23 protein-coding genes and 1 riboswitch are annotated in these 22,397 nt (G+C 54.3%); of the genes, 10 read left to right on the top strand and 13 right to left on the bottom strand.

Going from position 1 to position 22,397, the window contains the following annotated elements; translation table 11 throughout:
* The first annotated feature begins 87 nt into the window (after nucleotides 1-87).
* The 4 genes from qseB to OGW17_RS19240 all read left to right on the top strand — a co-directional run bounded on the left by qseB (nucleotide 88) and on the right by OGW17_RS19240 (nucleotide 3,129).
* On the top strand, nucleotides 88-747 hold the full coding sequence (gene qseB, locus OGW17_RS19225; RefSeq protein WP_012135153.1) for a quorum sensing response regulator transcription factor QseB: 660 nt from the start codon (nucleotides 88-90) through the stop codon (nucleotides 745-747).
* Nucleotides 744-2,093, top strand: a complete 1,350-nt coding sequence (qseC, locus tag OGW17_RS19230) for a quorum sensing histidine kinase QseC (protein WP_012135154.1) — start codon at nucleotides 744-746, stop codon at nucleotides 2,091-2,093. Before qseB ends, qseC begins: the two co-directional genes overlap by 4 nt.
* A 109-nt stretch (nucleotides 2,094-2,202) precedes the next feature.
* On the top strand, nucleotides 2,203-2,784 hold the full coding sequence (locus tag OGW17_RS19235) for an NAD(P)H-dependent oxidoreductase (RefSeq protein ID WP_047461170.1): 582 nt from the start codon (nucleotides 2,203-2,205) through the stop codon (nucleotides 2,782-2,784).
* A gap of 30 nt (nucleotides 2,785-2,814) precedes the next feature.
* The gene (locus OGW17_RS19240; RefSeq protein ID WP_012135156.1) at nucleotides 2,815-3,129 is read left to right on the top strand and encodes a putative quinol monooxygenase; all 315 of its coding nucleotides are present in this window, start codon (nucleotides 2,815-2,817) and stop codon (nucleotides 3,127-3,129) included.
* Between the two features lie 151 nt (nucleotides 3,130-3,280).
* Here OGW17_RS19240 and OGW17_RS19245 read toward each other — a convergent pair whose 3' ends face one another.
* The 3 genes from OGW17_RS19245 to OGW17_RS19255 are packed head-to-tail and all read right to left on the bottom strand — an operon-like array spanning nucleotide 3,281 to nucleotide 7,627.
* Nucleotides 3,281-4,471 (bottom strand): glycoside hydrolase family 88 protein, encoded by a 1,191-nt coding sequence (locus OGW17_RS19245; RefSeq protein ID WP_071257845.1) that lies wholly within the window; start codon nucleotides 4,469-4,471, stop codon nucleotides 3,281-3,283.
* Nucleotides 4,472-4,505: 34 nt separating this feature from the next.
* On the bottom strand, nucleotides 4,506-5,774 hold the full coding sequence (locus tag OGW17_RS19250) for an oligosaccharide MFS transporter (RefSeq protein WP_012135158.1): 1,269 nt from the start codon (nucleotides 5,772-5,774) through the stop codon (nucleotides 4,506-4,508).
* Between the two features lie 32 nt (nucleotides 5,775-5,806).
* Nucleotides 5,807-7,627 (bottom strand): DUF2264 domain-containing protein, encoded by a 1,821-nt coding sequence (locus OGW17_RS19255; protein WP_071257844.1) that lies wholly within the window; start codon nucleotides 7,625-7,627, stop codon nucleotides 5,807-5,809.
* Between the two features lie 165 nt (nucleotides 7,628-7,792).
* Here OGW17_RS19255 and OGW17_RS19260 point away from each other — a divergent pair, with 165 nt between their 5' ends.
* The gene (locus OGW17_RS19260) at nucleotides 7,793-8,644 is read left to right on the top strand and encodes a helix-turn-helix transcriptional regulator (protein ID WP_286452258.1); all 852 of its coding nucleotides are present in this window, start codon (nucleotides 7,793-7,795) and stop codon (nucleotides 8,642-8,644) included.
* Nucleotides 8,645-8,719: 75 nt separating this feature from the next.
* Here the strand turns inward: OGW17_RS19260 and parE are convergent, their stop codons facing one another.
* Genes parE through nudF form a run of 5 tightly spaced genes read right to left on the bottom strand, consistent with a single transcriptional unit; the run spans nucleotide 8,720 to nucleotide 13,125 of the window.
* Entirely contained in the window at nucleotides 8,720-10,612 is a 1,893-nt protein-coding gene (gene parE, locus OGW17_RS19265; RefSeq protein ID WP_012135161.1) for a DNA topoisomerase IV subunit B, read from the bottom strand.
* Between the two features lie 28 nt (nucleotides 10,613-10,640).
* A complete protein-coding gene (gene yqiA, locus OGW17_RS19270; RefSeq protein ID WP_012135162.1) occupies nucleotides 10,641-11,222 on the bottom strand; it encodes an esterase YqiA in 582 nt (193 codons plus the stop codon).
* Nucleotides 11,222-12,049, bottom strand: a complete 828-nt coding sequence (gene cpdA / locus OGW17_RS19275; protein ID WP_049009943.1) for a 3',5'-cyclic-AMP phosphodiesterase — start codon at nucleotides 12,047-12,049, stop codon at nucleotides 11,222-11,224. The genes yqiA and cpdA overlap by 1 nt, the downstream gene beginning before the upstream one ends.
* A 24-nt stretch (nucleotides 12,050-12,073) precedes the next feature.
* The gene (locus OGW17_RS19280; RefSeq protein ID WP_012135164.1) at nucleotides 12,074-12,496 is read right to left on the bottom strand and encodes a DUF1249 family protein; all 423 of its coding nucleotides are present in this window, start codon (nucleotides 12,494-12,496) and stop codon (nucleotides 12,074-12,076) included.
* Nucleotides 12,493-13,125, bottom strand: a complete 633-nt coding sequence (gene nudF / locus OGW17_RS19285; RefSeq protein WP_024130957.1) for an ADP-ribose diphosphatase — start codon at nucleotides 13,123-13,125, stop codon at nucleotides 12,493-12,495. The genes OGW17_RS19280 and nudF overlap by 4 nt, the downstream gene beginning before the upstream one ends.
* A 199-nt stretch (nucleotides 13,126-13,324) precedes the next feature.
* On the opposite strand from nudF, the gene tolC reads away from it, so the two are divergent.
* The 3 genes from tolC to OGW17_RS19300 all read left to right on the top strand — a co-directional run bounded on the left by tolC (nucleotide 13,325) and on the right by OGW17_RS19300 (nucleotide 16,844).
* Complete coding sequence (gene tolC / locus OGW17_RS19290) at nucleotides 13,325-14,794, top strand: outer membrane channel protein TolC (protein ID WP_012135166.1); 1,470 nt, start codon at nucleotides 13,325-13,327, stop codon at nucleotides 14,792-14,794.
* 215 nt (nucleotides 14,795-15,009) lie between these two features.
* Nucleotides 15,010-15,678: a DUF1190 family protein gene (locus tag OGW17_RS19295; RefSeq protein ID WP_071257843.1), complete on the top strand. Its 669-nt coding sequence runs from the start codon at nucleotides 15,010-15,012 to the stop codon at nucleotides 15,676-15,678.
* Between the two features lie 5 nt (nucleotides 15,679-15,683).
* On the top strand, nucleotides 15,684-16,844 hold the full coding sequence (locus OGW17_RS19300) for a glutathionylspermidine synthase family protein (protein WP_012135169.1): 1,161 nt from the start codon (nucleotides 15,684-15,686) through the stop codon (nucleotides 16,842-16,844).
* Nucleotides 16,845-16,929: 85 nt separating this feature from the next.
* Here OGW17_RS19300 and ygiD read toward each other — a convergent pair whose 3' ends face one another.
* Nucleotides 16,930-17,718 carry a 4,5-DOPA-extradiol-dioxygenase gene (gene ygiD / locus OGW17_RS19305; RefSeq protein ID WP_047461156.1) on the bottom strand — a complete coding sequence of 263 codons (789 nt, stop codon included), beginning with the start codon at nucleotides 17,716-17,718 and terminating at the stop codon, nucleotides 16,930-16,932.
* A 141-nt stretch (nucleotides 17,719-17,859) separates the two neighbouring features.
* Here ygiD and zupT point away from each other — a divergent pair, with 141 nt between their 5' ends.
* The gene (gene zupT / locus OGW17_RS19310; protein WP_024130960.1) at nucleotides 17,860-18,633 is read left to right on the top strand and encodes a zinc transporter ZupT; all 774 of its coding nucleotides are present in this window, start codon (nucleotides 17,860-17,862) and stop codon (nucleotides 18,631-18,633) included.
* Nucleotides 18,634-18,652: 19 nt separating this feature from the next.
* On the opposite strand, the gene OGW17_RS19315 is transcribed toward zupT, so the two are convergent.
* Both OGW17_RS19315 and ribB read right to left on the bottom strand, forming a co-directional pair.
* Complete coding sequence (locus tag OGW17_RS19315; protein WP_012135172.1) at nucleotides 18,653-18,829, bottom strand: hypothetical protein; 177 nt, start codon at nucleotides 18,827-18,829, stop codon at nucleotides 18,653-18,655.
* Between the two features lie 293 nt (nucleotides 18,830-19,122).
* Nucleotides 19,123-19,776, bottom strand: coding sequence for a 3,4-dihydroxy-2-butanone-4-phosphate synthase (gene ribB, locus OGW17_RS19320; protein ID WP_012135173.1), 654 nt, complete (start codon nucleotides 19,774-19,776; stop codon nucleotides 19,123-19,125).
* Between the two features lie 106 nt (nucleotides 19,777-19,882).
* A riboswitch (FMN riboswitch) is annotated at nucleotides 19,883-20,088 on the bottom strand.
* Nucleotides 20,089-20,220: 132 nt separating this feature from the next.
* Between ribB and ubiK the strand changes: the two genes are divergently transcribed.
* The gene (ubiK, locus tag OGW17_RS19325) at nucleotides 20,221-20,517 is read left to right on the top strand and encodes a ubiquinone biosynthesis accessory factor UbiK (protein ID WP_071257842.1); all 297 of its coding nucleotides are present in this window, start codon (nucleotides 20,221-20,223) and stop codon (nucleotides 20,515-20,517) included.
* A 34-nt stretch (nucleotides 20,518-20,551) separates the two neighbouring features.
* On the opposite strand, the gene glgS is transcribed toward ubiK, so the two are convergent.
* A complete protein-coding gene (gene glgS / locus OGW17_RS19330) occupies nucleotides 20,552-20,761 on the bottom strand; it encodes a cell surface composition regulator GlgS (protein ID WP_012135175.1) in 210 nt (69 codons plus the stop codon).
* Between the two features lie 174 nt (nucleotides 20,762-20,935).
* A complete protein-coding gene (gene hldE, locus OGW17_RS19335; RefSeq protein WP_012135177.1) occupies nucleotides 20,936-22,369 on the bottom strand; it encodes a bifunctional D-glycero-beta-D-manno-heptose-7-phosphate kinase/D-glycero-beta-D-manno-heptose 1-phosphate adenylyltransferase HldE in 1,434 nt (477 codons plus the stop codon).
* Between the last annotated feature and the right edge of the window lie 28 nt (nucleotides 22,370-22,397).

Consider the following 22,397-nt stretch of genomic DNA (forward strand, 5'->3'; position numbering starts at 1 on the left):
GGCAAAAAAAGATACTTTTTTTTCTGTACAACGCGCGCCACGACAGGGTTTACTGGCGAGAGAAAGAGTCACCGCAGGGATGAACATATGCGTATTTTACTGGTAGAAGATGACGCGCTGATTGGCGACGGCATCAAGGCGGGTTTAAGCAAAATGGGATTCAGCGTCGACTGGTTCACCGAAGGTCGTCAGGGTAAAGAAGCGCTCTACAGCGCGCCTTATGATGCGGTGATCCTCGACCTTACGCTACCGGGGATGGACGGGCGGGATATCCTGCGCGAATGGCGTGAACAGGGAAAACGCGAACCCGTACTGATTCTGACGGCGCGCGATGCGCTGGCGGAGCGCGTGGAGGGGCTGCGTCTGGGGGCGGACGACTATCTGTGCAAACCTTTCGCGCTGATTGAAGTCGCCGCCCGCCTGGAGGCGCTGTTACGCCGCGCTAACGGCCAGGTGAGCAACGAACTGCGCCACGGCCAGGTTACGCTCAATCCCGGTAATCTGGTCGCGACGCTGGCAGGCGATCCGCTGCCCCTGAAGCCGAAAGAGTTTGCCCTGCTGGAGCTGCTGATGCGCAACGTCGGGCGCGTGTTGCCGCGTAAGCTCATCGAAGAGAAGCTGTATACCTGGGACGAAGATGTCTCCAGCAATACCATTGAGGTACATGTTCATCATTTACGCCGTAAGCTGGGCAGTGATTTTATCCGCACCGTACACGGGATCGGCTACACCCTGGGCAACCCATGAAACTCACACAACGTCTCAGCCTGCGCGTCAGGCTCACGCTTATTTTTCTGATACTGGCCGCCATCACCTGGGTGGCCTCCAGCTTCGTGGCCTGGAAACAGACGACCGACAACGTCGACGAGCTGTTTGATACCCAGCTCATGCTGTTTGCGAAGCGCCTTATTACTCTGGATGTCAACGAAATCTCGGCGCCTGAACGGATGGCGCAGACGCCGAAAAAATTGAAGCATGGTCATGTCGATGACGATGTGCTGGCCTTTGCGGTGTATACCGCCGACGGCAGAATGGTGCTGAACGATGGCGATAATGGCCGGGATATTCCCTACAGCTACCGTCGGGAAGGTTTTGATGACGGATACCTGAATGGCGATGATGATAAATGGCGTTTTGTCTGGCTGACCTCTGCGGATGGCAAGTACCGTATCGTCGTCGCTCAGGAGCTGGAGTACCGCGAGGATATGGCGCTGGCGATTGTCACCGCGCAGCTAACGCCGTGGCTGATCGCGCTTCCGCTGATGCTGCTCATCCTGATTGTACTGCTTAGCCGGGAACTCAGGCCGCTGAAAAAGCTCGCCCAGGCGCTGCGTTTGCGCTCCCCGGAATCGGAAGAGCCGCTTGACGATAAGGGTGTGCCAAGTGAGGTTCGTCCGTTAGTCAGCGCGCTCAACCAGTTATTTGCCCGTACGCATTCGATGATGGTGCGCGAGCGGCAATTCACGTCGGACGCAGCGCATGAGTTACGCAGCCCGCTCACTGCGCTGAAAGTACAAACCGAGGTGGCGCAGCTCTCGGACGACGACCCGCAGGCGCGTCAAAAAGCGCTCATGCAACTGCATACGGGAATTGAGCGCGCCACGCGCCTGGTGGACCAGCTCTTAACCCTTTCACGGCTCGACTCGCTCGATAACCTGCAAGATGTCGCGGAAGTCTCGCTGGAGGCGCTATTGCAATCCGCCGTGATGGATATCTGGCAACCGGCCCAGCAGGCGCATATTGACGTGCGTCTGCACGTTAACGCCCACAACGTCACGCGCACGGGCCAACCGCTGCTGCTCAGCCTGCTGGTGCGCAATTTGCTGGATAACGCCATTCGTTACAGCCCACAGGGCAGCGTGGTGAACGTGACGCTGAATGCCCGGTATTTTACCGTCCGGGATAATGGCCCCGGCGTTTCGCCGGCGGTGCTGGCGCGTATCGGCGAACGATTCTATCGCCCGCCAGGGCAGAGCGTCACCGGCAGTGGTCTGGGTTTGTCGATTGTCCGCCGCATCGCCTCGCTGCATGGGATGAGCGTCTCGTTTGGCAATGCGCCGGAAGGAGGCTTTGAAGCCGTAGTAACCTGGTGATCGCAAGATTATTGCGCAATGAGCAAAAGACTTTGCACATTTTGCTCATTTCACCGGGCCGCTCATCTGCGTAAAATCTGTTTCAAACGCATTCCTGAGAGGACAAATAATGAGCAACATTCTGATTATCAACGGGGCGAAAAAATTTGCGCACTCCAATGGTCAGTTGAACGACACCCTGACCGAAGTGGCGGATGGCCTTCTGCGCGACCTCGGGCATGATGTCAAAATCGTCCGCGCTGAAAGTGATTACGATGTCAAAGCCGAAGTCCAGCACTTCGTCTGGGCTGACGTGGTTATCTGGCAGATGCCTGGCTGGTGGATGGGCGCGCCGTGGACCGTGAAAAAATACATGGATGACGTCTTTACCGAAGGCCACGGTACGCTGTACGCCAGCGATGGCCGCACCCGTTCGGACGCGTCAAAAAAATACGGCTCCGGCGGTCTGATTCAGGGGAAAAAATACATGCTCTCTCTGACCTGGAACGCACCGATGGAGGCCTTCACCGACAACGATCAGTTCTTCCACGGCGTTGGCGTGGATGGCGTATACCTGCCGTTCCACAAGGCCAATCAGTTCCTCGGAATGGAAGCGCTGCCAACCTTTATCACCAATGACGTCATCAAAATGCCGGATGTCCCGCGTTATATCGCAGAATATCGCAAGCATCTGAGCGAGATTTTTGGTTAACTAGTAGCCTGGAATTAGAAGGAGTTAACCATGCTTACTGTCATTGCTGAAATCCGTACTCGTCCAGGTCAACATCACCGTCAGGCGGTACTGGATCAGTTTGCCAAAATCATTCCGACCGTGCTGAAAGAAGAGGGTTGCCACGGCTACGCGCCGATGGTCGATCACGCTGCGGGCGTGGCCTTTCAGACGACCGCACCTGACTCAATCGTGATGGTTGAACAGTGGGAAAGCGTTGCGCATCTCGAAGCGCATTTGCAAACCCCGCATATGAAAGCCTACGCCGAAGCCGTTAAAGGCGACGTGCTGGAAACAAGTATCCGTATTCTGGAGTCAGGCGTTTAAGTTTTGCGCTAAATGCCGGATGGCGCTTCGCTTATCCGGCCTACAGCACGACACTAACGCCGGATGGCGCTCCGCTTATCCGGCCTACAGCGCATTCCCCGAATGTAGGCCCGGTAAACGCAGTGCCACCGGGCAATTCCGGGTAATATGGTTACCAGTACAGCTTCCAGCACTGGGTAAAACGCGTTAACGCTTCCACGTAGAAATAATCCCCCCAGCTAGCACACTCATCGACCCCTTTGTTGCTCGAAAGGTGGTACACCGAATGTTTCAACAGCCCGTTCCCCTTCTCATTTTTCGCCATCAGATAGCGCTTCGTTAGCGATGACATGATTCCCATCGCCCACTGCTGGTAACGCTCACGATCCGGATCGGTCACGGGCAGGTGTTTGATCAACTCCAGCAGGCCGCACACGGCAATCGCCGCCGACGAGGCGTCACGCAGCGCGTCTGTCCCCACCAGCGCCAGATCCCAATGGCAGACCGCGTCTTCCGGCAGGCGATTAAGGAAATAGTTCGCCAGCTTTTTCGACAGCGCCACCATCTCTTTGTCGCCCGTATAGATATAGCTCAGCAGGAAGCCATAAATCCCCCACGCCTGACCGCGCGACCAGCATGAATCATCCGCATAACCCTGCTGGGTGTTGCCGTAGCGCGGCGCGCCGGTTTTCACATCCATGTAGTAAGTATGGAAGGTGGACGCATCTTCACGAATCAGGTATTTCGCGGCCTGCACCACATGGGCTTTTGCCGCCTCAGCAAAACGCGGATCGCCCGTCTGCTCGCTCGCCCAGTACAGCAGCGGCAGGTTCATGTTGCAGTCGATGATCATCCGCCCGGCCTGTTCGGGATCGTTAAGATCGCCCCACGCCTGGATAATCTGCGCCTTTTCATGGAAACGCTCCAGTAGCGCTTCCGCCGCCATCAGCGAAAAACCACGCGCATCACGGTTGCCCGTCAGTCGCCAGGCTGCGACGCAGGACAGGGTATAAAGGAACCCCAGATCGTGGGTGTTGGTGTCGTGGCGTCCGGCAATACGCAGGCCAAAAGAACGCACATGTTTTTCCGCCAGTTCACGATATTTCGCCTCGCCGCTCATCTCCCACGCCAGCCACAGTTGCCCGGTCCAGAAGCTGGTGGTCCACTCAACGTTGTCAGTTAACGGGTAATAACCGTTAACGCAGGTTTCGGCAGGAAATTTTTCACCGAATTCCGTTAAATGACGGCTAATCAGTTCGAGGACGTGTTCACGCGCGCCGATCATTTCATCCTGAAAAGTTCCGGCGTCAACCGGGCTGCCAGGAAATGCGCGCAACGTTTCCTCAACGATATGATTTAACATATTTCGGTTCCTTCTAAATTAAACCCAATGAAATTTAATGCGCCGTATTATTTTCGGCGATCTCAATAGCAGTACGATGGCGGGATTTACTCTGACATGCCGATAAGGTAAATGCCGAAATAAGCGTAAAGGTCAGCGCAATAATCCCCATGATGATGTACGTTTTCTCAAAACCAATTCGGTCATACATTAATCCGGCAGGTGAAGAGATCACCACATTGCCGACATACAGCATCGCCTGATAGCCCAATAAATACATGGTCGCATTGACGCGTTTATCAAAGTGTTCAGCAATGTATTTAAAGACCGAAACCAACAGCAGACAGATTTCCAGACCATACAGCGGCTTCAGTACGGAGATGAGCAGGTGTGAATCACACAGCCCGGAAATAATCAGACGCGCGCCAACCAGCGCCCCCACAATCAACAAACCGCGTTTAGCGCCGATCGCGTTAACAAATAATGGAACCACCATATACATGACAAATTCCATTCCCGACTGCACGGTTCCCAGATAGCCAAACACCGCGTTGCCTTCATGTACGTCAGAGAAAAAGGTGACAAAGTAGCGGGAGAACTGCTGCTCCGCGATAAACATCATCCACGCCACGCCGGCGACATACAGACAGAACGCCCAGAACTTACGGCTGCGCAACAGCGCGTAGACATCCGCCGGGACGATTTTCTCTTTTGTCAGCACGTCCGCTGCGTTTGCCGCATTCACATTCACTTTCAGACTCAGCAGTACCACCAGCATCACCACCGACGCCACGCTGCCCATAATGAAGTTATACGCCGGAGAGAGGTTAAACAGCAGGCCGGAAAACGACGACGCCACCGCCCACCCCAGCGAGCCCCACATACGGATTTGGCCAAACTCCATGCCGTTAAGACGGCTGAAGCGGTCAGAGTAGGATTCACAAGCCGCCACGCCAGCATACCAGGCAAAGCTCAGGTAAATCGCGCCGATAACAATGCCCAGCATGGTGTTTGAAAGCAATAATGGCTGATAAACATAAATAAAGAATGGCGCCATTAGTGCCGACATCATCACAACAAAATAGAGCAGGTATTTGCTCATGCCGATTTTATCGAGAATGTAGCCATAAATGGGCTTCAGAATGACCGCAAAAATACCGTTTACTGCAAACACCGTACCAATAACCGTGCCGCTTAGCTGTGCTTTCTGCCCCAGCCAGATGGCCAGTAAACCAATACTGGCAGACCAGGTAAAGAAATAGAGGAATATAAAGCTACTGATTTTATAATATTCAGTTCTGTTATTTGTTGAACAATTTTTCATACCATCCTCGCCAACGTGTAGGGGCCAGAGTTTTATAAAAAGAACGATAACTGGCGTGCGCTTTCTGGTTCGCGAATAACCACCTGGTTATCGTTTATTTTCAGTTGCGGAATTGCCGTATATTTTTTCTGTTGCCCGGAAGCAGAAACCGCGCAACACAGCCAGCTTTCACCCTGTGCAATTTCTGCGGTAAGCAGTGGAATCGCGGCGCATTGTGCAAACATAATGCTGCTGTTCGGCGGCGTAATAATGCTGTCCGGCTGGCGGGCCAGCGCGGGCGACAGATCGACGATCGTGCTGCATCCGTTTTCCGCCGCCAGGTAGCATCCGCGCTCACTGAACTGATGCGCCGTTTTCATCACCGCAAAGCCGCCTTCCACGGTTTGCAACGTTCGCGCGCTGTGGATGCGGTGCAGGCGAAGATGCCACTCGCCGAAGGGCGCCAGCCAGGTCTCGACAGTGACGTCATGCCACGGAGACCAGCGGGAAAAAATAAAATTCTCATCGACCCGCACTTCGTCGCAGCGACGGCGGCCACGGAAATAGTTGTCGCCATCCGCCAGCAGCAGCATGGAGTCGCACGCCGCATGTTTAAGGCCATAGCGTCCGCGTTCAATGGTGAAACCAAAACGGCTGGAGTAGGCAAACTTCGTGTATTTCGCTTCGGTGTTAACGTAGTTATTCAGTTCAAGCTGGCCCGAAGTCAGCATCGTGACATGGTCTGAATTTTCGCTGTGCTGCAAAATTTGTGCGGCATGGGGAATAACGTGTTTTTCTGCGCATTGCGGCAACGGGAGTTCTTCGGCCTGCCAGAAAGCGTGATCGTCCGGCAAGGCGAGGATCAAAAAAACCTTCAGCGCCCAGTAAGGGGAGCCCGGCGAGTTGTAATCTTCACACATCGCCAGATTCGGATAAGCAAACCCCAGCGTCAGAATGCCGTCACGATCGACAATCGGCTGCTGCTGCCACCAGCGCAGATGCCGCAGGATCACCCCTTTAATCACGCCCGGCGAGAAGACATCCAGCTCAGCAAACGCCGCCGCGCTCCAGAACGCGACCATCGCAAAGCGATAGGTCAGACTGCGGCCAAACGGTACGGATGCGCCATCTGCTGCCGACATGTAGATAAAATCAGCGGCAAACAGGCGAGCGCGTTCGCGTAGGATGGCGGCACGGGCAGCATCTTCCGGGTTCAGCGTGGCGTACAACAGCCCGTAAAAATGGAAAGCCATCGAGATGTAGTAATCTTTTGGGCGACCGGGGCCATCGGCATACCAGCCGTCACCCAGGTAGTACGCTTCCATCATCGTAAAACGGCGGTCGATCGCCGCCTGATCGAACGGCAGCCCGGCACGTTTGAAACCCAACTGGACGATAATCGCAAAGTAGTTCCAGTTGCTGTCCGGCATTTGCGCGTCGGTGATCTGGTTTAGCCAGCGATGAAGATTCGCCAGTTCCGTTTCGCTGAACTTGTCGGTTAAACGCGTTTGCAACAACGCCAGGCCGAGGCCATAGGCGGCCATCTCAACCAGGCGCTGATCGTAAGGGTCGGTATCGCCCCAGTAGTGCGGACTGAGTGGATCGGTGCCGAGTTTAATCGCCTGAATATACTTATCAGCAAACGGCACCTCAGCGCCGCCAGCCATCAGAGGAAACAGACCCCATAACGCTCTGGAGAGCCCTTCCATGCAGGCGATATCCACACTGTAGTGCGCGCAGGTGTCACCCAGTGAAAACTGCGCCGCCCCTGCGGGAAACTGTTTATCCAGCGCGCTCAGCATCGTTGTGACGGCGCTGATTACGTCTTCACGGAATGACAATGGATTTGATTTTTCTTCAGTTGCCGACCACATACTCTGCCCCTCTGAATTAAGTGGCTAAAGGATAGTGAATCGCCGACAAGCGGAAATGTTATCTCAATCACACCAATAGAATTAAAATAAAACAGTGATTGAAAAAATTTAAAAACAAGGTTTATAAACCAGAATTCAGCGGCAAAAATTTAAATCTGTTGCACTATGAATGCACCCTCATCTCAGGAACATCTGGAACTGATCGCGCTCAATGACGCCATTGCGTCATTTAGTCGATTATTTGCTAACTCGGTTCGCTATCACCACTGGCATCAGTGTCTGGAGGTGCTGTATGTGGAGGAAGGATTTGGCGTGGTGATCGTCGATCACCAGCAATACACCATGCGGCCAGGTCGATTGTTCTTTTTCCCGCCCTTTACCCTGCATAAAATCATGGTGGATGAGCAGGCGCAAGACCACTACCGCCGAACCATTATTCACCTCGATCAGCATGCGGTACTGAAAGTGCTGCGCGATTTTCCGCTTAATCAACAGCGTCTGCAAAGTCTGACCGTACGTGGCGGCGAGGCCAGAGTATTCGATGTGGCGGATATTCACCCGCACGTTGATTTTCTCTTCAGCCGTTACGAGAAAATGGCAGCGCTCAAGCCGCTTAATGCCGAACAGATTTCCTGCCTGTTATTGAGTTTATTTAGCCTGTTGCCCGAAGATAACGTCAATATGACGGAGATTGGCACCGGAATAGCAAGCCAGGTGATGTTCTGGCTGGATGAGAATTACACCCGTAAATTCAGCCTCAGCGACCTGGCAGAAGAGTCAGGAAAATCAAAAAGCTACATTTCCCGGCGCTTTCATTTTGAAACCGGTGAAAGCATCCTCAATTACCTCAATACCCTTCGGTTACGCAAAGCCTGTGAAGCGTTGTTACACAGCGAGGAGAGTGTGCGGGAGATTGCCCGACAGGTGGGGTTTTCAGACGTGACGTACTTTATTAGCGCCTTTGGCAAAGGGATTGGCGAAACGCCGTTACAGTATCGCAAGCGGCATAGACAGTAACGCCGGATGACGCTTCGCTTATCCGGCCTACGGGCACAATGCGAGCGTAGGCCGGATAAGGCATTCAATGGTCGATTACGCGTCGAGATCCGCCATATCGCCTTTTTCCTGCAACCAGTTGCGACGGTCTTCGGAGCGTTTCTTCGCCAGCAGCATATCCATCATGGCGTTGGTACGCTGATCGTCTTCGTCGCTAATAGTGAGCTGCACCAGGCGACGGGTGTTCGGATCGAGCGTGGTTTCACGCAGCTGCATCGGGTTCATTTCACCCAGACCTTTAAAGCGCTGCACGTTCGGCTTGCCTTTCTTACGCTTCAACTGTTCCAGCACGCCCGCTTTCTCTTCTTCCGTCAGCGCATAGTAGACCTCTTTGCCGAGATCGATACGGTACAACGGCGGCAGCGCAACATAGACGTGCCCGTGCTTCACCAGCGTGCGGAAGTGCTTCACAAACAGGGCGCAGAGCAGCGTGGCGATGTGCAGACCATCGGAGTCCGCATCCGCCAGGATACAGATCTTGCCGTAACGCAGCTGGCTCAGATCGTCGCTGTCTGGATCGATGCCGATCGCCACAGAAATATCGTGTACTTCCTGCGATGCCAGCACTTCATCGGAAGAGACTTCCCAGGTGTTGAGGATCTTACCTTTCAGCGGCATGATCGCCTGATATTCACGATCGCGCGCCTGCTTGGCGGAACCGCCCGCCGAGTCCCCTTCCACGAGGAACAGTTCGGTACGATTGAGATCCTGCGCGGTACAGTCCGCCAGTTTACCCGGCAGCGCCGGGCCGCTGGTCAGCTTTTTGCGCACCACTTTCTTCGCCGCGCGCAGTCGACGCTGGGCGCTGGAAATGGCCATCTCCGCCAGCAGCTCCGCAGACTGAACGTTCTGATTCAGCCACAGGCTGAAGGCGTCTTTCACCACGCCCGACACAAACGCCGCACACTGGCGCGAAGAGAGACGCTCTTTGGTCTGCCCGGCGAACTGCGGGTCCTGCATCTTCACCGAGAGCACGTAAGCGCAGCGATCCCAGATATCTTCCGCAGACAGCTTCACGCCGCGCGGCAGAATATTGCGGTATTCGCAGAATTCACGCATCGCGTCCAGCAGACCCTGGCGCAGCCCGTTCACATGGGTACCGCCCTGCATCGTCGGAATCAGGTTAACGTAGCTTTCGGTCAGCAGCTCGCCGCCTTCCGGCAGCCACAGCAGCGCCCAGTCTACGGCTTCCGTATCACCGGCAAAATTACCGATAAACGGTTTTTCAGGAAGGGTCGGCAAGCCGTTAACCGCTTCGCCCAGATAGTCGTTCAGGCCATCCTGATAGCACCAGCGCTGCTCGCTATTGTTGACCTCATCTTTAAAGGTGATTTCAACGCCAGGGCACAGCACCGCTTTCGCTTTCAGGATATGGGTTAAGCGAGAGACGGAAAAACGCGGGCTGTCGAAAAAAGTTTCATCCGGCCAGAAGTGAACGCTGGTGCCGGTATTACGTTTACCGCATGTCCCGACAACCTGAAGATCCTGCACTTTCTCGCCGTTTTCAAAGGCGATGCTATAGACCTGGGCATCACGACGCACGGTGACTTCCACGCGTTTTGACAAGGCGTTGACGACGGAAATCCCCACCCCGTGCAGACCGCCGGAGAACTGGTAGTTCTTGTTGGAGAACTTACCGCCCGCATGCAGTCGGCAGAGGATCAGTTCAACCGCCGGAACGCCCTCTTCCGGGTGGATATCCACCGGCATCCCACGGCCGTCATCAATCACTTCCAGTGACTGATCGGCATGTAAAATCACATCCACGCGTTTTGCGTGACCCGCCAGTGCTTCATCCACACTGTTATCAATCACTTCCTGCCCAAGATGGTTCGGGCGGGTTGTATCGGTGTACATCCCCGGGCGGCGGCGTACCGGCTCAAGCCCAGTGAGTACCTCAATGGCATCAGCGTTATAAGTTTGCGTCATGATTTAAATTAGCAATTCGAATTGATTGTCAGAAACTGTGCAGTCCAAGGAAATCGACAATCTGGTTGAAATAATCTTCGAAGCCCGTGAATGCATGGTTTCCGCCCTCGATAACGGTCTGGCGGCAAGAGGCGTAATACGCCACCGCCTGGCGGTAGTCCAACACTTCATCCCCCGTCTGTTGCAGCAACCAGATCAAATCCGGCGCTTCCAGCGGGTCAATCTGCATGACTTTAAGATCGTAAATATGGCGAGACTCTAGCACATATTGCTGCCCGGTGTAGGGGTTCTCGTTCTGACCGAGGTAGTCGGTCAGCAGTTCAAACGGCCGCACCGCCGGGTTCACCACCACCGCAGGCAACATAAAACACTGCGACAGCCAGGTGGCGTAATAGCCGCCCAGCGACGATCCGACGACGCCGAGCGGCGCTCCACCGTGTTCAAGCACGATAGATTCCAGCAACTCTGCCGCATCGGCAGGATACGGCGGCAGTTGCGGCACGATCATCTCAACATGAGGGTGGCGCTCCGCCAGCCAGCTTTTAAGCTGACATGCCTTTGCCGAACGCGGAGAGCTATTAAACCCATGCAGATAAAGAAGCGTAGACATCAGTATCCTTCCGAAGCGGTATCGGGTCGGAATTGAGTCCCCGGCAGACGATGCACTTGCGTTTCCAGAGACCCCCCGGCGTACAGTTCCAGCGTCCGCCAGCCTGGCCCTATCGTGTCCAGCGTGAAGTTCGCGCAGTGCGGCTTGAACTGGACGCAGGTGGACGGCGTCGCCAGCAGGCGGCGGCCATTCCAGTCAAGATCCAGCTCCTGATGAATATGACCGCACAGCAGGTATTTGACGCGAGGATAGTTCGCCAGCACGCTGTCCAGTTCGGCCGCGTTACGCAGACTGTGCTGATCCAGCCAGCTGCATCCCGAAGGCAATGGATGGTGATGCAGAAGCAGCAAGGTGTGGCGCTCCGGCGCATCGGCAAGTTTGCGCTCCAGCCATTCAAGCTGAAAGTCGCTCAATTCACCATGCGGTACGCCAAAAACCTGGCTATCCAGCAGCAAGATTTGCCATTGATCGCCGATAAACACGCGTTTGGCCGAGGAGATCCCCGCTTCCTGCAATGCGCTGTACATCGCGGGCTGAAAGTCATGGTTACCCGGCAACCAAACGCAAGGCGCGCGAAAGCTTGCGATACCTTCAGCAAAGTGCTGATAGGCCGCAGCCGTTTGATCCTGCGCTAAATCACCTGTCGCCACGATCAGATCGTATTCGTGCTGCCCGGCATGAATCGCATCCAGCACCGCCTGGTAACTTTCCCAGGTATTCACGCCCAGCAGCGTTTCATGTTTTTCGGCAAACAGGTGAGTATCGGTAATTTGTAAGATCCTGACTCTGGCCTCACCAGCCAGAGGAAGGGTTAACAGGCTTTCCAAATGGTGTCCTTAGGTTTCACGACGCTAATAAACCGGAATCGCCATCGCTCCATGTGCTAAACAGTAACGCAGCCAGTCGGCCAGAAACTGATTAATTTGATGCTTTTCGTCGCGTTGATGCAACTTTTTATTTGGATAATCATACCGCGCTTTGAAGCGAAAGATCTGCTGACTTGAACACACTTCGGCCACCATCGCGTCATGGTACAGGCGCACCGTAAGTGACGGCAGGCTCCAGTACGTAATGGCTGGCGCCGTCTGCTCGATCGCAACAAGCGTAGTGTATCGGGTCGATTCAACGATCGTTAACCGATATTGCGCGTTGGCCACCTGATAGCTTACTGTTTCGCCGGGTGCGTCATTGCGCGGCAACAGGCGGCGCAATTGCGAAAAATTAGTTTCGCACAGGCGCATCATTTCAGGGAAGTCAGGTGTGTAACGCTTCATTTTTTCCACTCGTGTTTTAACTCTTGATAGTGCAGTTGCAGCCATTGCAAAGCGATGACAGAAGCCGCGTTGTCGATTTTCCCCTCTTCTACCCACTGGTAAGCCTGCTCCCGACTTACCACATGAACACGAATATCTTCGTTTTCATCGGCCAGACCATGAATCCCGTTTGCGGTCGTGGCATCCACTTCGCCCACTAAAATAGAAAGACGCTCGCTGGTGCCGCCGGGGCTTGCCAGGTAACTCATGACCGGTTTCGTCCGTTTGACCTCAAGTCCGGCCTCTTCCATTGCTTCGCGACGAGCGACCTCCTCAACGGTTTCGCCCTCTTCGATCATCCCGGCGACCATTTCCAGCAACCACGGCGTCTCGCTGGTGTCATACGCCGCGATACGAATCTGTTCGACCAGTACAATTTCGTCGCGCTCAGGGTCAAAGGGTAGCAACACTGCGGCGTGGCCGCGCTCAAAAATTTCGCGTTTCACTTCACCGCTCATTTCACCGTTGAACAGGCGGTGGCGGAAACGATAGAGATCCAGTGAAAAAAAACCGCGATATAGCGTTTCTCGTGCAATAATTTCTACATCGTTTTTGGAGAAAGTCATTGGCGAGTTGTCTGGTTTATGCATTGTGCTGTCCTGGTACCAATAGTGATTAAAATGTGAATTTCAAGGGCGTTTGACTGCCGTTTCAGCGACCTTGTGATAAATTGGTGCAAATTAACGCCGGATGGCACGTAACGCCAACTTTTTGCAGTGGCGGATTCTGCTAGAATCAGCAATTATTTTTACAATTTGATCAGCGCTAAATACTGCTTCACAACAAGGAATGCAAATGAAGAAATTGCTCCCCATCCTTATCGGCCTGAGCCTGACGGGGTTCAGCACACTGAGCCAGGCAGAGAACCTGATGCAAGTTTATCAGCAAGCACGCCTGAGCAACCCGGAATTGCGTAAATCCGCCGCCGATCGCGATGCTGCATTCGAAAAAATTAACGAAGCGCGTAGTCCTTTACTGCCGCAACTGGGTTTAGGTGCCGATTACACCTACAGCAACGGCTATCGTGATGCGAATGGCATCAACTCCAACGCCACCAGCGCCTCTCTGCAATTAACCCAGACCCTTTTTGATATGTCAAAATGGCGCGCGCTGACGTTGCAGGAAAAATCCGCAGGTATCCAGGACGTCACGTTCCAGACCGATCAGCAAACGCTGATCCTCAATACGGCGAGCGCCTACTTTAAAGTCCTGAACGCCATTGACGTTCTCTCTTATACGCAGGCGCAGAAAGAAGCCGTTTATCGTCAGTTAGATCAAACCACCCAGCGTTTTAACGTCGGCCTGGTCGCTATCACTGACGTGCAAAACGCCCGTGCACAATACGATACCGTGCTGGCGAACGAAGTCACCGCCCGCAACAATCTGGATAACGCCGTAGAAGAACTGCGCCAGGTCACCGGTAACTACTACCCGGAACTGGCTTCGCTGAATGTCACGAACTTTAAAACCGATAAGCCGCAGGCCGTTAACGCGCTGCTGAAAGAGGCCGAAAACCGTAACCTGACGCTGTTGCAGGCGCGTCTGAGCCAGGATCTGGCGCGCGAGCAAATCCGCCAGGCGCAGGACGGCCATCTGCCAACGCTGGATTTAACCGCTTCTACCGGCGTGTCTGACACCTCTTATAGCGGCTCTAAAACCCATAACAGCACGCAGTATGACGACAGCAATATGGGCCAGAACAAAATCGGCCTGAGCTTCTCGCTGCCGCTGTATCAGGGTGGGATGGTCAACTCTCAGGTGAAACAGGCGCAGTACAACTTTGTTGGCGCGAGCGAACAGCTGGAAAGCGCGCACCGCAGCGTCGTGCAGACCGTGCGCTCCTCCTTCAACAACATTAATGCTTCTATCAGCAGCATTAACGCTTACAAACAGGCCGTTGTTTCCGCGCAAAGCTCTTTGGATGCAAACGAAGCCGGTTATTCCGTGGGTACGCGTACCATTGTTGACGTGCTGGATGCCACCACCGCGCTGTATGAAGCGAAGCAACAACTGGCGAATGCGCGTTATAACTATCTGATTAACCAGCTGAACATCAAGAATGCTCTCGGTACGTTGAACGAGCAGGATCTGGTGGCGCTGAACAATGCGCTGGGTAAACCGATCTCGACATCCCCGGACAACGTCGCGCCGGAAACCCCGCAGCAGGATGCAGCGGCGGATGGCTATAATGCCAGTACGGTTCAGCCAGCTTCAGCACGTTCCACCAGCAGCAACGGTAACAACCCGTTCCGTAACTGATGAATTGCCCGATGGCGCTTCGCTTATTGAGCCTACCTGATTGCAGGCAGGGTAAGCGTCGCGCCACCGGGCGCTAAACCTTGTCTGAACGTAAGGCAACGTAAAGATCCCGCCATTCTGCCGCATTCTCGCCTCTTCTCGCTTCAATTTCGACCAGCCATCCACTATCCTGAGCATTATTTATTGTGTTTACCACTGGGTCCTGGAAGACAAAAATGAAACGGACAAAATCTATACATCACGCCTCGTTCCGCAAAAGCTGGAGCGCACGTCATCTTACTCCGGTTGCTCTGGCGGTTACCGCTGTCTTTATGCTGGCCGGCTGTGAAAAAAGCGACGAAACGGTTTCGCTGTATCAAAACGCCGACGACTGCTCGGCGGCGAATCCGGGCAAAAACGCTGAATGTACGACCGCATTCAACAATGCTCTGAAAGAAGCGGAACGTACCGCGCCGAAATACGCGACGCGTGAAGACTGCGTGGCTGAATTCGGCGAAGGCCAGTGCCAGCAGGCGCCGGCTCAGGCAGGCATGGCGCCGGAAAATCAGGCGCAGGCGCAATCCAGCGGCAGCTTCTGGATGCCGCTGATGGCGGGCTATATGATGGGCCGAATGATGGGCGGTGGCGCGGGCTTTACTCAGCAACCACTGTTCAGTTCAAAAAACCCGGCCAGCCCGGCCTACGGTAAATACACCGACGCCAGCGGCAAGAACTACGGCGCCGCACAGCCTGGCCGTACCATGACCGTACCGAAAACCGCGATGGCGCCGAAGCCCGCCACAACCACAACCGTTACCCGTGGTGGTTTTGGCGAATCAGTGGCAAAACAAAGCACAATGCAGCGTAGCGCCACCGGCACCTCGAATCGTTCGATGGGCGGCTAAGACGCATGGAAAGAATCAGTATTACTGAGCGCCCGGACTGGCGCGAGAAAGCCACCGAATACGGTTTTAATTTTCACACGATGTACGGGGAACCGTACTGGTGTGAAGACGCGTACTACAAGCTGACGCTCGACCAGGTTGAGAAGCTGGAAGACGTCACCGCTGAACTGCACCAGATGTGCCTTAAGGTCGTGGAGAAAGTGATCGCCAGCGATGAGCTGATGACGAAGTTTCGCATTCCTAAGCATACCTGGGGCTTTGTACGTCAGTCCTGGCAAACGCAGCAGCCGTCACTCTATTCCCGCCTCGATCTGGCGTGGGATGGCACGGGTGAGCCTAAACTTTTAGAAAATAATGCCGATACGCCGACCTCACTGTATGAGGCCGCGTTTTTCCAGTGGATCTGGCTGGAAGACCAGCTCAATGCGGGCAACCTGCCGGAAGGCAGCGATCAGTTTAACAGTCTGCAAGAAAAGCTGATCGAACGCTTCGCCGAGCTGCGTGAGCAGTATGGCTTCCAACTGCTGCACCTCACCTGCTGTCGCGACACCGTGGAAGATCGCGGGACAATCCAGTATCTACAGGACTGCGCCGCCGAAGCTGAAATCGCCACCGAGTTCCTCTACATTGAAGATATCGGCCTGGGTGAAAAAGGTCAGTTTTCGGACTTGCAGGATCAGGTGATTGCCAACCTGTTTAAGCTCTATCCGTGGGAATTTATGCTGCGTGAAATGTTCTCCACCAAGCTGGAAGATGCTGGCGTTCGCTGGCTGGAACCGGCCTGGAAGAGCATTATCTCCAATAAAGCGCTGCTCCCAATGTTATGGGAAATGTTCCCTGATCACCCTAACCTGCTGCCGGCTTATTTTGCGGAAGATGACTATCCGCAAATGGAAAAATTCGTCGTCAAACCGATCTTCTCGCGTGAAGGCGCTAACGTCTCCATCATTGAGAACGGGAAAACGATCGAAGCGGTGGAAGGCCCTTACGGCGAAGAAGGCATGATTGTGCAGCAGTTCTGCCCGCTGCCGAAGTTTGGCGACAGCTATATGCTGATTGGCAGCTGGTTGATCAATGATCAACCCGCCGGGATCGGTATTCGCGAAGACAGAGCGTTGATCACCCAGGATCTGTCCCGCTTCTACCCGCATATCTTTGTCGAATAGTCTCTTGTGCCGGGTGGCGGCTCCGCTTTACCCGGCCTACGGCACGAACGGTAGGCCCGATAAGCGTAGCACCATCGGGCATTAATCATCCCACCTGTACCGACAACATACTCAGGCTGCCCATCTCGATGCCGTCAACCGGGATCGTCACCGGCTCTTTGCCATCCCATGCGCCTAACACATACAGCAGCGGCAGATAGTGATCCGGCGTTGGGTTCGACAGCGATCCTCCTTCATGATCGAGGTAATTAACCAGCGGATGCTGTTCTACCGGCCCCTGCCATGTCAGATTCGCTTTCACATACTCATTGAATGACGTTGCCCACGGGTAGGGCGTATTCTCGCCATGCCAGCGCGCCGTGCGCAGGTTATGCACCACGTTGCCACTGGCGACCAGCATAATGCCTTCGTCCCGCAACGCCGCCAGTTTGCGCCCTGTTTCAAAATGCCAGGCCGCCGGTTTGGTGCTGTCGATGCTCAACTGCACCATCGGGATATCCGCATTCGGGTACATCTTGATCAACACGCCCCAGGAGCCGTGATCAAAGCCCCACGCCTCTTTATCCAGCGCGACCGGCGTCGGCGACAGCAACTCAACCAGATGTTGCGCCAGTTCCGGCGAACCGGGCGCAGGATAGTGCGTGTCATACAATGCCTGAGGAAAGCCGCCAAAATCATGGATCGTCTTTGGCGCTTCCATCGCCGTCACGCCCGTCCCTCGCGTGAACCAGTGCGCCGAGACAACGACAATCGCTTTTGGACGCGGCAATGTATCCCCCAGATGCCGCCAGGCGCGGGTATACACATTATCTTCCAGAACGTTCATCGGGCTACCGTGACCTAAAAACAATGCTGGCATACGTGTTGAAGACATGATGATATCCTTACTGAGGGAGTCATTTTGATATCATCACAATACGCTTTTTCGATGGATGAAGAACTCAGATAACCATGATGAAGATCATCAGTTATTTTGAAGGTCAGGTTCGGACAGTTGAATCATAAGGAGTTGTCGATGTCAGTACCTTTAATTCTGACCTTACTGGCGGGCGCCGCCACCTTTATTGGCGCGTTTCTTGGCGTGCTGGGGCAAAAACCGTCCAACCGCGTGCTGGCGTTTTCACTGGGATTCGCCGCAGGCATTATGCTGTTGATCTCGCTGATGGAGATGCTGCCAGCCGCGCTGGCGGCGGATGGCATGTCTCCGGTGCTGGGTTACGGCATGTTTATTATCGGCTTGTTGGGTTATTTCGGTCTCGACAGGCTGCTTCCCCACGCCCACCCACAAGATTTAGTGCAAAAAACCGCGCGTCCTCTCCCCGGCTCGATAAAACGCACCGCCATCCTGCTGACGCTGGGCATCAGTCTGCACAACTTCCCGGAAGGTATCGCCACCTTCGTCACCGCCAGCAGCAACCTCGAATTGGGTTTTGGCATTGCCCTGGCGGTCGCCTTGCACAATATTCCTGAAGGATTAGCGGTCGCCGGGCCAGTCTACGCCGCAACCGGTTCAAAACGGACAGCGATTTTCTGGGCCGGTATCTCCGGGATGGCGGAAATTCTTGGCGGTGTAATGGCGTGGCTTATTCTGGGCAGCCTGATCTCACCGGTCGTTATGGCGTCCATCATGGCCGCCGTCGCGGGAATTATGGTGGCACTATCCGTTGATGAGCTGATGCCGCTGGCAAAAGAGATCGACCCTAATAATAATCCCAGCTACGGCGTACTGTGTGGAATGTCGGTGATGGGGTTGAGTCTTGTCGTGCTTCAGGCGATGGGAATCGGATAACAGAGGCAGCAGGAAGCGCTTATTCCTGCTCTTTGGTCATAACGCGTTCTTCATCATCGCGACGAAGTAATTTATTGCGGATTTCCAGCAGCGCATCTCTGTCCTGCCGAAACGCCTTACAATAGCGTTTCATATGGCAAAAATACCCTACGATCACCAGAAAAATTAAGACGAGCCAATACCAGGCGATAAACATCCTCTTACCCTTAAAATCTAATATTACCAAACAATTAGCGTTATAACCTTTTCTACCTATATTGAGGTAGCCCTATATACTGGCACAGTATGAAATCGAGAATATGATTTTGATCATAGAGAAAAAGGTTGGGCTTTTATTAACAGATGGGATGTTTAAAAAAGCAAAATATAAGGGATAAACGGCGGGATTAATGACCTCTGTAAACACAAAAAACCGAAGCCTGCGAACCGGCTTCGGTTTTTATTATTATCTCATCGCCTGATGGCGCTTCGCTTATCAGGCCTACAGAATTAGCTGGCTTTACGCTCGTGCGCCTGGCGGTAAGCCACCAGATCTTCGATCGTCACTACTGCCATGTTGTGTTTACCGGCAAACGCGATGCATTCCGGCGCGCGCGCCATTGTGCCATCGTCATTCGTCAGCTCGCACAGTACGCCAGCAGGTTTGAACCCGGCCAGCGTCACCAGATCGATGGTGGCTTCAGTATGGCCGCCGCGGGTCAGAACGCCGCCCGGCTGCGCGCGCAGCGGGAAAACGTGGCCTGGACGGTGCAGATCGGCAGGTTTCGCGCCATCGGCAATGGCTGCGCGAACGGTCGTTACGCGGTCTGCGGCAGAAACGCCGGTAGTCACGCCTTTTGCGGCTTCAATGGTCACGGTAAAACCGGTGCCGTAGGCGCTGGTATTGTTCTCCACCATCATCGGCAGATCGAGCTGCTTGCGACGATCTTCAGTGATGCACAGACAAACAATGCCGCTGCCGTGGCGAATGGTCAGCGCCATCTGCTCAACGGTCATGGTCTCGGCCGGGAAAATCATATCGCCTTCGTTTTCGCGATCTTCATCGTCAAGCACCATCACACCGCGTCCTTCACGCAGCGCGGATAGCGCATGTTCCACACGTTCAAAAGGCGTACCAAAAGAGGAAAGTAGCGTCTGATTCATGGTAAAAAAAACCTCATTAAAATTATGGTTACCAGAATCAGGGCAGTCTTAGGAGTACCGACAAGCGGCAAAAAAATAACGTGAGTGGGCCCATGCCCGACTGGATCGTTACTCTCTCCCATCCGGACTTTAACCGTCGGCCCCGGAATTACACCGGATCTGCTGACCTTCAGATTTGCACCTGAAGCGCTCGCGGGCTTTCAACCTGTCCTTCATCTTTCACGCCGCTGCTGCATTGCCGCAACGCGAAATCTTTTGGCCATACGTTGATTTACCGCCGGTGGGGAATTTCGCCCCGCCCTGAGAATAAGCGAGTTAACTATAACGCTATTGATTACCTTCATCAACGCCTTTACTCCGCTAAACGACACACAATTCTGGTTTATGACGCCTGCATATCGCACTACAATGTGTTCTGACACTTACCAGTTCAGGGAAACCACAATGATTGACCCGAAAAAAATTGAGCAACTCGCTCGTCAGGTTCACGAGTCGATGCCGAAAGGGGTTCGGGAGTTCGGGGAAGATATCGAGAAGAAAATCCGTCAGACGCTGCAATCGCAGCTGACGCGTCTCGATCTGGTGAGCCGTGAAGAGTTTGACGTGCAGACTCAGGTCTTACTGCGCACCCGCGAAAAGCTGGCGCTGCTGGAGCAACGCCTCAGCAAGCTGGAAGCGCGTGAGAAACCTGTAGATGTTAAACCTGCGCCCGCCATCCCGCCTGTCGATCCGCAAGAGTAAAAACCACAACGGGCCGTAAGGCCCGTTGATATTTTCAGTGTTCGAGTTCTAGCTTCTTAGCCTGTGTCGCCTGTTGGCAGTAAAGCGCATAGCGTTTGCAAAACCAGCTGCGGTGCGCCTCATCCATATTTCCGGTAACGGCCTGGATATCAACAGGATGGCCCTCAGCCTGCATCCTGGCGAAACTGCGCGCCAGAAAATCAAAATTGTTTAACGAATATACGTTCTTGTCGTTCATCAGCATACCCTCCAGTTATCAAATATCTGTTAAGGCCATATGCTTTTTCTAATTTCAGTATTCTCTTATATGTGTTGAACGGTTGTGCAAAAAGTGCGCATATCAGTTGCCTGACATCACACTTTGGAAACAAGCCAGATGCCCGATGGCGCTGTGCGTATCGGGCCGTCTGTTCAGCGGTTATTTATCGCTGTCTTTCTGGATTTTCTTGATGATATTGGTGGTCGAACAACCGTCTTCGAAGTTAAGCACCAGCACTTCGCCGCCGTTGGCCCAGACTTCTTCGCTACCGGCAATCTCTTCTGGCTTATAGTCACCGCCTTTCACCAGCAGATCCGGCAGCACGCCTGCAATCAGCCGCTGCGGGGTGTCCTCGTCGAAAGAAACCACCCAGTCAACGGACTCCAGCGCACCCAGCACGATCATTCGCTGTTCCAGCGGATTCACAGGGCGAGTTTCGCCTTTCAGACGTTTGGTGGAGGCGTCGCTGTTCACCGCGACGATCAGGCGATCGCCCAGCTTGCGGGCGTTCGCCAGGTAAGACACATGTCCGGCATGCAGAATGTCAAAAACACCGTTGGTCATGACCACTTTCTCGCCGCGTTTACGCGCGCTGGCCACGGCCTGTTTCAGTTCGGCTTCCGTCATCACGCCGAAGCCGGTATCCGCACGACCGCGCACCGCATTTTCCAGTTCGATTGGCGAAACGGTTGATGTTCCCAGTTTACCGACGACAACGCCTGCTGCCGCGTTCGCGAAATAGCAGGCCTCTTCCAGGGAGTTCCCCGCCGCTAATGTGGCCGCCAGTACGCCGATCACCGTATCCCCGGCACCGGTAACGTCATACACTTCCTGCGCCTGGGTCGGCATATGCAGCGGCGCTTTACCCGGTTGCAGCAGCGTCATTCCCTGCTCGGAACGGGTCACCAGCAGCGCAGAAAATTCGAAATCGGCAATCAGCTTCATGCCGCGTTCGACAATCTCTTCTTCACTTTTACATTTACCCGCCACCGCTTCGAACTCAGACAGGTTCGGCGTCAACAGCGTGGCGCCGCGATAACGTTCGAAATCGGTGCCTTTCGGGTCGATCAGCACCGGGACGCCCGCTTTACGCGCAAGCTGAATCATCTGCTGAACGCTGGCCAACGCGCCTTTGGCGTAATCAGACAACACCAGCGCGCCAATTGAGCCCAGCGCCTGGTTAATACGCTCGTGCAATGGCAGCGGATCGACGCCTTCAAAGCCTTCTTCAAAATCCAGGCGAATCAGCTGCTGGTTACGGGAAAGTACACGCAGTTTGGTAATCGTCGGATGCGTAGGCACAGAAACGAAGTCGCATTTTACGTTCACATCCGCCAGCGTTTTGCTCAGCGCGCGCGCCGCATCGTCAATACCGGTCAGACCCACCAGACGCGAATTTGCGCCCAGAGAAGCGATGTTCATCGCCACGTTCGCCGCGCCGCCCGGACGTTCTTCAATGGTGTCCACTTTGACAACGGGCACCGGCGCTTCGGGGGAAATACGGCTGGTCGGCCCGTACCAGTAGCGATCCAGCATCACATCACCAACAACCATGACTCCTGCACGTTCAAACTCTGGCAGCGTTACTTTCATTCCTGTCTCCTGAGAGATTCTCTGAGGG

The sequence above is a fragment of the Citrobacter sp. CK181 genome (assembly GCF_030333595.1).
In the GTDB taxonomy this organism is placed as follows: Bacteria; Pseudomonadota; Gammaproteobacteria; order Enterobacterales; family Enterobacteriaceae; genus Citrobacter_B; species Citrobacter_B koseri.

Bases quoted from the DNA above. Each gene is read 5' to 3' on its own strand.
- qseB (WP_012135153.1), top strand. From the start codon at position 88: ATGCGTATTTTACTGGTAGAAGATGACGCGCTGATTGGCGACGGCATC.
- qseC (WP_012135154.1), top strand. From the start codon at position 744: ATGAAACTCACACAACGTCTCAGCCTGCGCGTCAGGCTCACGCTTATT.
- OGW17_RS19235 (WP_047461170.1), top strand. From the start codon at position 2,203: ATGAGCAACATTCTGATTATCAACGGGGCGAAAAAATTTGCGCACTCC.
- OGW17_RS19240 (WP_012135156.1), top strand. From the start codon at position 2,815: ATGCTTACTGTCATTGCTGAAATCCGTACTCGTCCAGGTCAACATCAC.
- OGW17_RS19245 (WP_071257845.1), bottom strand. From the start codon at position 4,471: ATGTTAAATCATATCGTTGAGGAAACGTTGCGCGCATTTCCTGGCAGC.
- OGW17_RS19250 (WP_012135158.1), bottom strand. From the start codon at position 5,774: ATGAAAAATTGTTCAACAAATAACAGAACTGAATATTATAAAATCAGT.
- OGW17_RS19255 (WP_071257844.1), bottom strand. From the start codon at position 7,627: ATGTGGTCGGCAACTGAAGAAAAATCAAATCCATTGTCATTCCGTGAA.
- OGW17_RS19260 (WP_286452258.1), top strand. From the start codon at position 7,793: ATGAATGCACCCTCATCTCAGGAACATCTGGAACTGATCGCGCTCAAT.
- parE (WP_012135161.1), bottom strand. From the start codon at position 10,612: ATGACGCAAACTTATAACGCTGATGCCATTGAGGTACTCACTGGGCTT.
- yqiA (WP_012135162.1), bottom strand. From the start codon at position 11,222: ATGTCTACGCTTCTTTATCTGCATGGGTTTAATAGCTCTCCGCGTTCG.
- OGW17_RS19280 (WP_012135164.1), bottom strand. From the start codon at position 12,496: ATGAAGCGTTACACACCTGACTTCCCTGAAATGATGCGCCTGTGCGAA.
- nudF (WP_024130957.1), bottom strand. From the start codon at position 13,125: ATGCATAAACCAGACAACTCGCCAATGACTTTCTCCAAAAACGATGTA.
- tolC (WP_012135166.1), top strand. From the start codon at position 13,325: ATGCAAATGAAGAAATTGCTCCCCATCCTTATCGGCCTGAGCCTGACG.
- OGW17_RS19295 (WP_071257843.1), top strand. From the start codon at position 15,010: ATGAAACGGACAAAATCTATACATCACGCCTCGTTCCGCAAAAGCTGG.
- OGW17_RS19300 (WP_012135169.1), top strand. From the start codon at position 15,684: ATGGAAAGAATCAGTATTACTGAGCGCCCGGACTGGCGCGAGAAAGCC.
- ygiD (WP_047461156.1), bottom strand. From the start codon at position 17,718: ATGTCTTCAACACGTATGCCAGCATTGTTTTTAGGTCACGGTAGCCCG.
- zupT (WP_024130960.1), top strand. From the start codon at position 17,860: ATGTCAGTACCTTTAATTCTGACCTTACTGGCGGGCGCCGCCACCTTT.
- OGW17_RS19315 (WP_012135172.1), bottom strand. From the start codon at position 18,829: ATGTTTATCGCCTGGTATTGGCTCGTCTTAATTTTTCTGGTGATCGTA.
- ribB (WP_012135173.1), bottom strand. From the start codon at position 19,776: ATGAATCAGACGCTACTTTCCTCTTTTGGTACGCCTTTTGAACGTGTG.
- ubiK (WP_071257842.1), top strand. From the start codon at position 20,221: ATGATTGACCCGAAAAAAATTGAGCAACTCGCTCGTCAGGTTCACGAG.
- glgS (WP_012135175.1), bottom strand. From the start codon at position 20,761: ATGCTGATGAACGACAAGAACGTATATTCGTTAAACAATTTTGATTTT.
- hldE (WP_012135177.1), bottom strand. From the start codon at position 22,369: ATGAAAGTAACGCTGCCAGAGTTTGAACGTGCAGGAGTCATGGTTGTT.